The organism is Shewanella fidelis ATCC BAA-318 (assembly GCF_000518605.1).
In the GTDB taxonomy this organism is placed as follows: domain Bacteria; phylum Pseudomonadota; class Gammaproteobacteria; order Enterobacterales; family Shewanellaceae; genus Shewanella; species Shewanella fidelis.
Genome location: NZ_JADX01000005.1, coordinates 509,967 through 523,246 on the forward strand (window position 1 = coordinate 509,967; position 13,280 = coordinate 523,246).

9 protein-coding genes and 1 tRNA gene are annotated in these 13,280 nt (G+C 42.3%); 6 read left to right on the top strand and 4 right to left on the bottom strand.

Going from position 1 to position 13,280, the window contains the following annotated elements; translation table 11 throughout:
• Window position 1: 1 nt before the first annotated feature.
• On the bottom strand, window positions 2-949 hold the full coding sequence (gene lhpI, locus L884_RS0104630) for a bifunctional Delta(1)-pyrroline-2-carboxylate/Delta(1)-piperideine-2-carboxylate reductase (protein WP_028766389.1): 948 nt from the start codon (window positions 947-949) through the stop codon (window positions 2-4).
• 239 nt (window positions 950-1,188) lie between these two features.
• Here lhpI and L884_RS0104635 point away from each other — a divergent pair, with 239 nt between their 5' ends.
• Window positions 1,189-3,051 (top strand): methyl-accepting chemotaxis protein, encoded by a 1,863-nt coding sequence (locus tag L884_RS0104635; protein ID WP_028766390.1) that lies wholly within the window; start codon window positions 1,189-1,191, stop codon window positions 3,049-3,051.
• Between the two features lie 192 nt (window positions 3,052-3,243).
• On the opposite strand, the gene L884_RS0104640 is transcribed toward L884_RS0104635, so the two are convergent.
• Window positions 3,244-3,319, bottom strand: a tRNA-Phe gene (locus tag L884_RS0104640).
• 215 nt (window positions 3,320-3,534) lie between these two features.
• Here L884_RS0104640 and L884_RS21770 point away from each other — a divergent pair.
• Window positions 3,535-5,769, top strand: coding sequence for an efflux RND transporter permease subunit (locus L884_RS21770; protein WP_245603066.1), 2,235 nt, complete (start codon window positions 3,535-3,537; stop codon window positions 5,767-5,769).
• Between the two features lie 129 nt (window positions 5,770-5,898).
• Here the strand turns inward: L884_RS21770 and L884_RS0104650 are convergent, their stop codons facing one another.
• A complete protein-coding gene (locus L884_RS0104650) occupies window positions 5,899-6,660 on the bottom strand; it encodes an outer membrane protein assembly factor BamD (RefSeq protein WP_028766391.1) in 762 nt (253 codons plus the stop codon).
• A 122-nt stretch (window positions 6,661-6,782) separates the two neighbouring features.
• On the opposite strand from L884_RS0104650, the gene rluD reads away from it, so the two are divergent.
• The 4 genes from rluD to L884_RS0104675 all read left to right on the top strand — a co-directional run bounded on the left by rluD (window position 6,783) and on the right by L884_RS0104675 (window position 11,960).
• On the top strand, window positions 6,783-7,754 hold the full coding sequence (gene rluD, locus L884_RS0104655; RefSeq protein ID WP_028766392.1) for a 23S rRNA pseudouridine(1911/1915/1917) synthase RluD: 972 nt from the start codon (window positions 6,783-6,785) through the stop codon (window positions 7,752-7,754).
• On the top strand, window positions 7,754-8,500 hold the full coding sequence (pgeF, locus tag L884_RS0104660; RefSeq protein WP_028766393.1) for a peptidoglycan editing factor PgeF: 747 nt from the start codon (window positions 7,754-7,756) through the stop codon (window positions 8,498-8,500). Before rluD ends, pgeF begins: the two co-directional genes overlap by 1 nt.
• A 224-nt stretch (window positions 8,501-8,724) precedes the next feature.
• Entirely contained in the window at window positions 8,725-11,298 is a 2,574-nt protein-coding gene (gene clpB, locus L884_RS0104665; RefSeq protein ID WP_028766394.1) for an ATP-dependent chaperone ClpB, read from the top strand.
• 338 nt (window positions 11,299-11,636) lie between these two features.
• Window positions 11,637-11,960: a hypothetical protein gene (locus tag L884_RS0104675; RefSeq protein ID WP_028766396.1), complete on the top strand. Its 324-nt coding sequence runs from the start codon at window positions 11,637-11,639 to the stop codon at window positions 11,958-11,960.
• A gap of 119 nt (window positions 11,961-12,079) precedes the next feature.
• Here L884_RS0104675 and L884_RS0104680 read toward each other — a convergent pair whose 3' ends face one another.
• Window positions 12,080-12,574: a DUF4124 domain-containing protein gene (locus L884_RS0104680; RefSeq protein ID WP_051435540.1), complete on the bottom strand. Its 495-nt coding sequence runs from the start codon at window positions 12,572-12,574 to the stop codon at window positions 12,080-12,082.
• Window positions 12,575-13,280: the final 706 nt, after the last annotated feature.

Below are 13,280 nucleotides of genomic sequence, written 5' to 3' on the forward strand. Positions count from 1 at the left end.
ATTAGCTCAATTTTGCAAATACCAGTTGAGCACCAACAAGATCAGCAAGTGCGGTTCCAACAGTTTTAAAAATAGTGATTTCATCTTCGCTATTACGGCCGTTAATTTCTGCTTTACAAAGTTGACTTAATTCACCTTTGACTTGGCTTAGTGCAAAAACGCCTTCTTTTTCTGGAATGAGTAGCTCGCCAGCTTCAGCAAACACATTGACTTTTGAATCAACAAAAACCGACCCCATTGTAATGAGTTGGCTGTCAAACTCACGCTTATCGTGATTATGATTGCCGACAAAATCGGTATGGGTTCCAGGTTGTACCCATTCGCCTTTAAATAGTGGCGTAGCAGATCCGGTTGCGCAGCTAATTATATCAGCGTGACGTACACTTTGTTCGAGATCGGTACAAAGCATCACTTCAATATCAGGGCGCTGATTTCTGATCCGTTCAATAGTTTGTTGCGCTTTGACTTCGCTGCGGCCCCACACAGTAATCTGCTTGATTGGCCGAACACTAGCATGTGCAAGAGCCATAAAGTGAGCCAGATTACCTGTGCCGCAAACGAGCAAGTTGCTTGAATTTTCCCGAGACAAATAGCGGCTACCTAGTGCTGAAATAGCGGCCGTGCGCCAAAAGGTTACGCTGGTGCCGTCGACAAGTGCTTGGGGTTCACCAGTTGCTCGGTTAAATAGCATTATTTTGGAGTAGAGGCTGGAAAGGTGTGGTGACTTTTTAGGGTTGTCAGGAAAGTAAGTGAAGGCTTTAACGGCAATTGATTGCTCATTCCATGAAGGTAGCACCGCAAAGGCGTCGTGATGTTCAGCTGAATTATCTAATTCAAATACTCGTCGTTGCGGCGTCCCTGCTGGACGTGAAAATGTTTCTGCTAGCGCGTTGATTAAATCTGGAAAATTAAGAGACTGGTGGACCGATTCTGCATTGATGACAAACATGTAACCTCCATATTGGTATATTTTATACTATTCCCAAGGTTATGCTTAGGTCAACTTGTTTTGTGATCTATGTCAAATTTTATTCCTAGCAGATGATTGTTGCCGTTTGTTTACACTAAAGAGGCTTTTTTGTATCTAAATGTATTGTAAAATTGGTCGATAATAACGATACAGGTTTTATAAACATGCAAAGTCGTATGTTTAAAGCGATATAAGCCAATTATAAAAAGAGATGTAACATGCTAATTAGGGATAAATTGCTGCTTAGTGCAGGGGTATCGATTGCAGCATTAGCTGCTATGTTTGGCCTTCAAGTGTATTTTAGTCAAGTACAAAGCGAGCTTGCAGGAACATCGCTGCGTATCGCAACGTTAAAAAATGAAATACTGAGTTTACGTAAAGATGAAAAGGATTTTTTATCAAGAAACGATGTGAGATATGTTAGCCAGCATCAAGAAAATCAACAACAAGTGAAAGCGCTTGTAGTGCAACTAGAAAGTGATTTTGATAAGTACGATATTGCCACAACTAGTTTGAGTCAATTTGAGCAGTCTTTAGCAAGTTACAGTGATACTTTTGCACAAGTGACGAGTTTGAGTCAGCAAATAGGTTTAACACCTAAGACTGGATTATATGGCACTTTGCGTGATGCAGTACACCAAGTGGAAGAGGTTGTTAATCGCTATAATGAGCCAAAGCTTATGGTGCAGATGCTGCAATTAAGACGAGCAGAAAAAGATTTCATGCTCAGACGCAATTTAAGCTATATGGCTAAATTTGACGCCAATTTAGATAAGTTCAATAGTTTGTTATTAAGCTCACAACTGGCGGCAGAATCAAAGCTGCAAGTGAGTAAATTAATAAAGCAATATGATGCAGATTTCAAAGCCCTCGTAAGTAAAGAGCAGCAGCTTGGATTAAGTATATCTGAAGGAGAGCTGGGGCAGTTGCGTAAAGCTGTCGCCACGACAGAAACCGCGTTAAAGCAGCTGGAGTCACTCGCGCTAAATACGATTACTGAAAAGCAAAATTCAGCATTTGTAGTAGGGCTATCGATAGCGGTTTTGATTGCATTGGTATTGGTATTTGCCACCTTAACGATTATTCGCAGCATTATAGAACCAGTAAAGCGGATCACAGAGGTCATTACGCATATCGAAGTAAACAAAGATTTGGCTATGCGCTGTGATGAATCAACTAATGATGAATTGGGGCAAATTGCGAGTCACTTTAATAGCATGGTCGCAAGCTTCCAACAGCTTATTCATCAAGTAACCCAGTCTGTAGAGACCATGAATCAATCTTGCCAAGAACTGTCCTCTAACGTGGCTAAGGCATCTCAAGGTGCTGAAAACCAGTTAAATGAAACAGATATGGTGGCAACAGCAATTACTGAAATGGGCGCGACTATTGACGAAATTGCCAAAAATACTGAGTTAGCAGCGGATAAAGCCAGTATGACTCATGATAATGCTCAATCAGGTCAAACAGGGGTAGAGCATACGATTGAAAGAATTGAGCTATTAGCGCAACAAATCAATCAGTCGGCGAGTGTCGTCGCTGAGTTAGAAAAAGACAGTGAAACCATTGGTAGCGTACTTGATGTGATCCGTGGTATTGCCGAGCAAACTAATTTGTTGGCACTGAATGCAGCGATTGAAGCGGCAAGAGCTGGAGAACAAGGTCGTGGTTTTGCTGTTGTTGCCGATGAAGTACGTAGTTTAGCAATGCGCACTCAAGAGTCGACTGAAGAAATTGCCGCGATTATACAAACATTGCAGGCGCGAACTCACTCGATTGTTAGTTTAATGCAAGCGAGTCGCGACCAAGGCAATGAGAGTGCTGAGCAAGCGGCATCGGCAGGTACGCTATTGCAGCAGATCAATAGTGATGTCACTAATATTCTTGATATGAGCACGCAAATAGCTGCCGCAATTGAAGAGCAAAGTATGGTGGCTGCAGAAGTGAATCAAAACGTGGTGGTGATCCGTGATATTGCTCAGGAGACTGCCGATGTGGCCACACAAAACTCAAGTGCTACTGAAGATGTACGCGAGCGAGCAGAGTTTTTACAAGATGCTGTGAGTAAGTTTAAGGTTTAGAGCTTAAAACCAAAAAACTAAAAAGAGGCCTCGAGTTTTCTCGGGGCTTTTTAATTTGCTAAGGATCGTATTGATTGGCATTAAATTTTAGGCATAAAAAAACCTCGCTATGCGAGGTTTTTTTATTGCAACTTAAGGTCTTAATTTGCCTTGTTGCCGGTTTAGTTGTTGCTAGACACCTAAACTAAATATTGGTGCCCGAACCCGGAATCGAACCAGGGACACGAGGATTTTCAATCCTCTGCTCTACCGACTGAGCTATTCGGGCAACGGGCGCTATTAAAAGGCTTTTACCGATTTGAGTCAACCCATTTTTACAAAAAGATGATTTTTTTTGCTTGAGCGTTGAATAAATAATCGTTTAGCGTTAGTTATGAGCAACCAAAGATAATAACGATTAACTGATCCAAAGTTTACGAGAGTTTTGTTGTTAGTCATGCAGGTTATTGGGTTTTAAGAAATAGGCAGGAAAGGGAGAAAGAAGTGCTGCGCCAAATAAGTATTATCTGGAAGGTTCAGCGTCATCCAGTTGCGATGTTTGCAGTGATAGGCTGTTTATTGGTGTTTGCGTTGAGTGGGTATAACCGCTTACAGCTTGATGTTGATTTTAGCGATTACTTTGTAGGATCAGATCCGCGTTTAACCGCACTTAATAGCATGACAGAGCAATTTGAACGTCACGATAAGTTGTGGATGCTACTTGAAAGCGACAATGACTGGCGTGATAGCAATGAACAGCAAGCACTGAAAGCGTTTTTAGTCATGCTAAATAACGACCCAAATATCAGCAGTGTTAGTGGCTATAGCCAATTTGTGTTGGGGATGGCAAAAACAGAAAAAATCTTATCTTACAAAGCTCACCCTAGATTATCCTCGGTGTTGTCGGCGGATGGGCACGCCATATTACTGCAGTTGCAACTGGATAGTAGTAAGGTGTCAGATTTTGCTACGCAAAGCCTGTGGCTCAATGCGCTACTAACAAAGCTCGATAATACGAGTCATGCTTATTGGCAACCGCTTAACGTTCGAGTGCATTTTAACGGTACTCATGCGTTAAATTGGCAATACGCTAAAGTATTAATACATGATCTTAGTTGGTTTGCTCCTGCTTTGCTGGGAATTATCTTCCTAATGGCACTGCTGTTTATTCGGCAAAAGGCTTGGGTGTTGGCGCTAACCTTGAATAACGTAATCACCTTGTTATTGACCCTAGGGGTGGCCGCTTGGTTTAAGCTGACGCTAGCTGCTATTAGCGCGTTTATACCTGTGATTATAGTGACCTTAGGTTTAGCTTATGGCTCACACCTATATTTTGGCTGGCGTAGTCAGTTAACCGCAGGTGTTAGTGTGGCTGAAGCTTTGCGATACACTGTTAAGGTAAATCAAGCACCACTATTTTATTCCAGTATTACCACTATATTTGGCTTCAGCCTGTTAACCCTGAGTCCTTCTCCACCGATCCAAAGCTTTGGGATCTTGGTTGCTTTTGCGGTGCTATGTAACTATCTACTATGTTTAACTAGCTTAATTTTCTTCGCCAAATTTTCTACTCCAACATCAAGCCAAATACTGAATTTTGATAAGGTAGTTGATGTTGCTAAATACAATGCGCGTCAGCCTAAAGCTGTAATTGGCGGCATTTTGTTGTTGAGTGCTTTGGCGCTGGTCAGTGTCAGCAAGTTAACATTGAATGATGACCCTTTAAGCTACTTTGAATCTTCAACCCCTTTTAGTTTATCGAGCCAAAAAATGGCGCAGTATTTTTCAGGGATTAACTTGCAACATTACGTGGTTAGTAGCTTACGCGATAGCCAGATAGATAAAACTGAAATCAGCTTTATCTATAAATTTAGCCGTTATTTAAAAAAGCAGCCTGAAGTGATAAAGGTGCAGCATATAGGCGATTGGATAAAAGCTGCGGGGATCGGTCAAACTCAATTTAGGCAATTGCTATCGCAAAATAACGTAAACCAGTTGGGGCTTGCCAGTGAACTGGCAAAGGATAAGCGTGCCAGTTTAGTGACCTTGTACCTACAACCAATGACTGCAAAAGAGTTGATTAGGTTTGAGCGTAAAGTCGATGCTTGGTTAGCAGCACAAAATCTCAATGTCGGTGTTAGTCAATCGCTGGGGAGCAACCTACTGTTTGCTCATTTAAGTGTTGATAACGCCAATAATATGTTGCTTTCGTTTGCAGCTGCATTAATCGCTTTAGCTGTATTATTGAGTGTTTTAAAAGGTTCACTGATTTATGGTGTTATAGGGCTGCTGCTTAACTTTTTACCCTTGCTTTGGGTGTTTGCGCTATGGCAGTTAAACGGTGGCTTTATCAGTTTAGGCACAGCGGTAGTGCTAGCTATGATGCTTGGCATTATTGTTGATGATACTTTGCATCTAATGCTTAAGCTGCCTAACACACATCCATTGCGGTTTAATTCGGAAAATAAAGGCATTGTTCGCGCTAGCGCAGACAGTTTATGGTTAAGTCTGCAACAAGTATTACCTGTGATCAGCTTTACTACTTTGACAATAGCGATGGGTTTTTCTATCGGTTTGCTGTCGGAGTTTGCGCCTATAAGCCAATTGAGTTTGCTGTCTTGTTTAGTAGTGATATTTGCTTGGGGTTTTGATGTGTTAATGCTGCCAGTACTTTACTTATGGTGGCTAGTGGAAAAATCAAAGGCGATGTCTGTGAAATTGAAGGCGGATCAGCAATGATGGATTTAACGACCATGATGAATATAATCGTTACATCGTAGATAAGTACAACCTTAATCAAGTTTTGTACAAAAAATATAGGCCTCATATGAGGCCTATTTTGATTGTCAAATATGCAGGTTGTTAAGCTTAATTCGCGACTAATTTATTGTTTGGAAAATTAGCCTTCATAACCATGAGTGCATGATCTTTAAGCTTTTCTTGTCCTAACTCGCCATAGGCGGTAGACATGATTTCAAGTGCTTTCTCTGCCGATGGTGTACCTGGGTAGGTCTCTAAAACTGACTGGGCGCGTACAGCTGCTGCACTCCAAGCATTCATTTTTATGTAGTATTCAGCTACCTTGATCGAGTAAAGTGCCAACCTATTTTTTAGGTGCTGCATGCGTTTTTGGGCATCTGCTGCATACTTACTGTTTGGATAAGACTTAATAAGTCTATCGAAATCTTTAAATGCATCTTGCGCAGCTTTTGGATCGCGGTCAGAACGATCGATATTTAGCATATCGTGAAATAGGTATCGATCAGACTGCATATTGACTAAGCCGCGCATGTAGTAAACATAATCAATATCTTTATGAGTTGGGTTTAAGCGAATAAAACGATCGATATTCGCAATGCCTGACGCTGGATCGTCAAGTTTGTAATAGGCATAAATTAGGTCAAGCTGCACTTGAGTTTTGTGCGGACCAAAGGGAAAGCGCGAGTCCAAGGCTTCTAAAGAACGCACAGCTTTACTGTAATTCCCTAGTTCCATTGAGGTTCTAGCCTGAGAGTACAGTACTTCTGGTGAGCTTTTTGTCATCGCAGGGTCTTCGCCCTGTTTACTACTACAGGCCGTAGCTGCAAGTGTGATTAGGACTACAGCGACACTTTTGGCAATTTTATGCATACTTGAATTCGATTCTTTTAAAGTTATTGTTAAGAATTTTTCCATTTCACGATAAAATAGAAACAATCCGATTGTAACAGATAGTAAACATTTTTGGACCCAGAAAAGTGGGTACGGTTCATATGACACAAGAGATTAATCTAAAAAGCGAGATCACAGCAACACAAACCGGGCAAAGATTAGACCAGACATTGGCTGAATTGTTCCCGGATTACTCGCGCACACGCATTAAAGAGTGGATTTTAGCCGGTTCAGTCTTTATTGATGGCGAAGTTTCTGACAAGCCAAGAGTGAAGGTTCTTGAAGGTCAAGTCGTGACAATTGGTGCCACGCTTGAAGAAGAGACCAAAGCTGAAGCTGAAGCGATTGACTTAGATATCGTTTATGAAGATGACCATATTTTGGTGATTAATAAACAAGCGGGCTTAGTTGTGCACCCTGGTGCCGGTAACCAAAGCGGTACGCTAATGAATGCGTTATTGCATCATTGCCCTGGTATTGAGTTAGTGCCACGCGCCGGTATTGTGCATCGTTTAGATAAAGACACCACGGGCCTAATGGTAGTGGCGAAAACGGTAGAAGCACAAACCCATTTAGTGGCAGCGCTACAAGCACGCGATATTACTCGTGAGTACGAAGCGATTGTGACTGGGACGCTGATTTCTGGTGGTACGGTTGACGAGCCAATTGACCGTCATCCAACTAAACGTACTCATATGGCTGTGGTTTATAATGGTAAGCCAGCCATGACCCATTACCGCGTAGCGGAAAAGTTCAGAGCGCATACTCGTTTAAGATTGCGTCTAGAGTCAGGTCGTACTCACCAGATCCGCGTGCACATGGCACACATTGGTCATGTATTAGTTGGTGATCCGGTTTACGCTGGCCGTCCGCGTCCGCCAAAAGGTGCTGCGCCTGATTTCTTCGATACCTACATGGGCTTTAAGCGTCAAGCGCTACATGCGGTACGCCTAGAGTTAGCACATCCATTTACTTGTGAAATCATGAGTTGGCAGGCGCCGATCCCTGATGACATGGTGAAGCTAACTAAAGCACTGCGTAAAGACACTGAAGAAAACCCAACAGGTTTTTAATGAGTCGCGATAGTGAACACCAAGCTTGGTTTATTCCTGCAGGAGTAAACCTTGCCTTTTCTACGCGTAAAGGTGGTACTAGTTTGCCGCCTTATGCCAGCCTAAATCTAGGTCTGCACGTTGGCGATACACCTGAAAAGGTGTTGGCTAACCGTAAGCTGATTGAGCAACAACTTAATCTACCTGCACAACCCGCTTGGCTTGAGCAGACACATAGTATTGATGTCGTTGAAGCTGACAATAGCCAGGTCATTAATGCTGATGGCAGCTATACCCAAAGCAATGAGCAAGTATGCGTGGTAATGACAGCTGATTGTTTGCCTGTTTTACTGTGTGATGAAAATGGTACTGAAGTGGCTGCTGTGCATGCCGGTTGGCGTGGCTTATGCGATGGTATTATTGAAGTTGCTGTGGCTAAGTTTAGCCATAAGCCAAATCAGTTAGTGGCTTATCTCGGTCCTGCAATTGGACCAACTGCGTTTGAGGTTGGCCCTGAAGTTAAAGCCCTTTTTGAAGCAAAACATCCGCAAACCAGTCAGTTTTTTAGCGAACACCTTAATAAACAAGGTGAACAAAAATACATGGCTGATATTCAAGCCCTTGCAACATTTAGATTAACTCAACTCGGTGTAAAGCGCGTGTATGCTGATCGTCGTTGCACTGTTGCTGAAGCGAACGAGTTTTTTTCTTATCGGCGTGATGGCGTTACAGGTCGAATGGCATCATTTATTTGGCTCAATCGCTAACTTTATTGCTTACCCTCGACTTGATATTGTTCAAATAGCCCCCATCTTTTAAGTAACAAAGATTCTGTATCTACTGAATCATCTTTTCTTATGTGAATAGAAGTGCGAATGGATTGATATTGTTTCTAAAGCGGTATCAATGCTATCCAATTCGGTTTCTCGAAGCAGATATGCAACTTCCATTGCCTTTAAGTCACCTATATTTATGAGTTATCGGAGGATATATGCGATTAGATCGTATGACCAATAAATTCCAGATTGCCATCTCGGATGCTCAGTCATTGGCGTTAGGCCGAGATCATCAATTTATTGAACCATCACATTTGATGATGGCATTACTGAATCAAGATGGTGGTTCAATTCATCCATTATTGACCCAAGCGGGTATTCAGGTAAGCACATTACGCTCGCTGTTGAGCCAAGATTTAGAGCAACGCCCACAAGTCGAAGGTACTGGCGGTGATGTTCAGTTATCGCAAGCGTTAATTCGCTTACTTAATTTGTGCGACAAATTAGCGCAAAAACGTAAAGACAAATTTATCTCTAGTGAGCTATTCGTGTTAGCTGCGCTTGAAGGCAACGACTCACTCGCACAAGCATTAAAGCAGTCCGGTGCGACCAAAGAGTTAATGGAGTCGACCATTGACCAAGTACGCAACGGGCAAAATGTTGATGATCCCAATGCCGAAGATCAACGCCAAGCACTTAAAAAGTTCACCGTTGATTTAACTGAGCGCGCCGAACAGGGCAAACTTGATCCTGTAATTGGTCGTGACGACGAAATTCGCCGCACTATTCAAGTATTACAACGCCGTAGTAAAAATAACCCTGTGCTGATTGGTGAGCCGGGTGTTGGTAAAACTGCAATTGTTGAAGGCTTAGCGCAGCGGATTATCAACAATGAAGTACCTGAAGGGATTAAAAACAAGCGCGTATTATCGTTAGATATGGGCGCATTAGTGGCAGGTGCTAAATACCGTGGTGAGTTTGAAGAGCGTTTAAAAGCCGTGCTCAATGAGCTTTCTCAAGAAGAGGGGCAAGTGATCCTTTTCATTGATGAGTTGCATACCATGGTAGGCGCGGGTAAGTCTGACGGTGCGATGGATGCAGGTAACATGCTAAAACCGGCACTTGCTCGCGGTGACTTACACTGTGTTGGCGCAACAACGTTAGACGAATATCGTCAGTACATTGAGAAAGATGCTGCACTAGAACGTCGCTTCCAAAAAGTACTGGTTGATGAACCAAGTGTTGAAGATACCATTGCAATTTTACGTGGTCTTAAAGAGCGCTATGAGTTGCATCATCATGTTGAAATTACCGATCCGGCAATTGTGGCTGCAGCGAGTATGTCGCACCGTTATATTTCCGATCGAAAGTTACCAGATAAAGCAATCGACTTAATTGACGAAGCGGCATCTAGTATCCGCATTCAGATTGACTCTAAGCCTGAGTCTCTAGACAGACTTGAGCGCCGTGCTATTCAGTTAAAGCTTGAAGAGCAGGCATTAAGTAAAGAGGCTGATGAAGCAAGTTTACGTCGCTTAGATACATTACGTACTGAGCTTAAAGAAGTTGAAGCCAAAGCGGCTGAACTGAATGAGATTTGGCACACCGAAAAGGCAGCACTTGCGGGAACTCAGCATATTAAGGCTGATCTTGAACAAGCGCGGATGGATTTAGAAGTTGCCCGTCGAGCTGGCGACTTAACCCGTATGTCAGAGTTGCAATATGGTCGTATTCCCGAGCTTGAAAAGCAGCTCGATCTTGCTGCGCAAGCAGAAATGCAAGATATGACATTGCTACGGAATAAAGTCACAGATATTGAAATTGCAGAAGTGTTGTCAAAAGCCACAGGTATTCCAGTATCTAAGATGCTTGAAGGTGAACGCGATAAACTGCTTAAAATGGAAGATGCTTTGCATGAGCGAGTTATCGGTCAAAATGAAGCGGTTAATTCGGTCTCAAATGCGATTCGTCGTAGCCGAGCTGGACTCGCAGATCCAAATCGCCCGATAGGTTCATTCTTGTTTTTAGGCCCAACTGGCGTCGGTAAAACGGAATTGTGTAAATCGCTTGCTAAGTTCCTATTTGATACTGAATCGGCACTTGTGCGCATCGATATGTCAGAGTTTATGGAGAAACATGCGGTGTCGCGCCTTGTCGGTGCACCTCCGGGCTATGTTGGTTATGAAGAGGGCGGTTACTTAACTGAAGCGGTAAGGCGTAAACCATACTCTGTGATATTGCTTGATGAAGTCGAAAAGGCGCACCCAGATGTATTTAATATCTTATTGCAGGTGTTAGATGATGGCCGTTTAACCGATGGTCAAGGTCGCACGGTCGATTTTAGAAACACAGTGGTAATTATGACTTCAAACTTAGGCTCAGATCTGATCCAGATGGGCTTCGGTAACCAAAGTTATGATGAAATGAAATCAGATGTAATGCAGGTAGTGACTCAGCACTTTAGACCAGAGTTTTTAAACCGTGTTGATGAAGCTGTGGTATTCCACCCGTTAGATGAGACAAACATCGCTCATATTGCTGGTATTCAGATCGAAGGCTTGCAAAAGCGTCTTGCAGATAAAGATTACAGCTTAGCTATCTCTGACGAAGCGTTAGCGCTAATTGCACGCGCTGGTTTTGATCCAGTGTATGGTGCTAGACCGCTAAAAAGAGCGTTACAGCAGGAGATTGAAAACCCGTTGGCGCAACAAATTTTAAGTGGTCAGCTATTGCCAGGAAAAGCAATAACAGTTTCAGTAGAGAACGATGTATTGGTATTTAGCCAATAAAAACGGTTCTGTGGCGATAGTTCAGCGCTTATAATAAATAAAACAAATGGCCTCAATTCCCTGAGGCCATTTTTTATGGCATATCCAATGACTTAAAAGCTGATTCGATATTTGTAAGAATTGTTTATAAAGGGTTTAAAGTCGCGCTGCGTGATGTATATTTGAACAATGGCAGCTTGTTTATTGCGACATTTATCAATTAGCTCGATAAAAGAACAGCTGCTATCGAGCTGATAAATAATGCTTAAATTGATGACCTTAGGCTTACGTGCTACTACAATATGCAGTGTAAGTTTATTATTCATTTTATTTTGATTACAGACACGGAGTAGAACTTCATGAAAAAACAATTAGCCGTAATTGCATTGGCTTCATTCGTTGTGGTTGGCTGTTCAAGTTCTAACTATGAGAAAGAACAAACTTCAGCGCCTTATATTGGTGAAGGAAACATGGAATATGAAAGCCTTTATCATTATGGTTATTACCGTGGTTGTAAAAATGCTTATGTCATGAAGCGTCAACAAACTGAGCTATATGATTCAGTTAAAAAGGATACAGCGCTGGATGGTCTAAGCCGTTTTGATTCTGGTTGGGATGCGGGCCAAAGAGCCTGTGAGGACGGAGTGCCACGCTCTATGTACAACCTACAGGCAGGCAAGTAATCTTTATTACTTTATCTGATATACATACAGACTCAAACTGAGTCTGTATGTCATTTCTATTCTATTATTCATTTCGCATTTTTATCTTACAGTTCAAACAAAATAACGCATACGCAGGACTAGGTTTTGCAAAACAATCTAATTCGTTCATTTTGTTCTGCAATTGAAGCTTGCCGTTGTTCTTCAGTCATCGCCATAACTTCTCCTGTTTCATTATTCTTCTTATTCAACTTTGTATGAGTGGTTAGTACCTTGAGGTTATGCTTAGCATTTTCGCAAACCTGCTGAGCTTGTTGTTTATCAGCAAGATGAATCGCGGCAGCCTTTTTCTCTAGCTCAGAGGCTTGTTTGTTTTGGGGGAGTGGTTTTAACGGCGCAACTGTACCTATGGGTTTAGGCTCGATATCTTCACTGTAGAGCTTATTTGTTGCAGTTTTACTGGTCGTCGACTCAGTTTGTGATGGCGGCTGCTGGCTATAATGGGTTACGCCGTTACTATCCACCCAAGTGTAAATTGTGTTAGCACTAGCTGTAGCGATACAAGCTAAGGCCACAAGTAAACTAGATGCAAGTATGGTTAGCTTATGGCAAAGCTTGTTTGTGGTGTTTAACATCTGCTGTCCTTAGTGGAAATAAATAACTGACTGACATAACCCTTAAACTTGATTAACTTCTAACATAACTCAGTAAAGGCAACCTGCAAAGCTGGACTAACGGAGTGATGGTTATCTGTATAAATATAGTGGCTAGATTTGAAGTTCGTTGTGTGGAAAACATATAAGCATCGCTCAGCTAGCGCATATAGTGCCAATTCAGGTTTTAATTTTATAGTTACAACTTCCATCAATACTGATAAACGTGGGTGTTTTTTTGCGCGAACGGATGCATTGTGCAGCAGTTTGTTGCATTAATACTCTGTTGATTCGAAAAAGCTAATTTTATTAAAAAAGGGGCTTGCGCCGATCTGAGATATCCCTATAATGCGCATCCACTGACACGGCACAGCAGGCCAACTACCCAGCGAAACGCTAGATAGCACGGGACTTGCAGCAGTGTTAGAGAGTTTAAATCCTTTGGAAATTAAGCTCTGGTGACAAGCGGTTTAAGAGCTTCATGTAGTGACTTCTTTTTACGAGAGTGAACAAGAAATCAACGCTTGAAAAACTTCTTAAAATAAACGCTTGACGCCAACAACGGGAAGTGTAGAATACGCAGCCCTAGCCACTTGAAGCGGTTCGCAAGAACACCAAGCTGGCAACGCTCTTTAACAATATGACAAGCAAATCTGTGTGGACACTCACAGAGATTAAGTTATTCGAA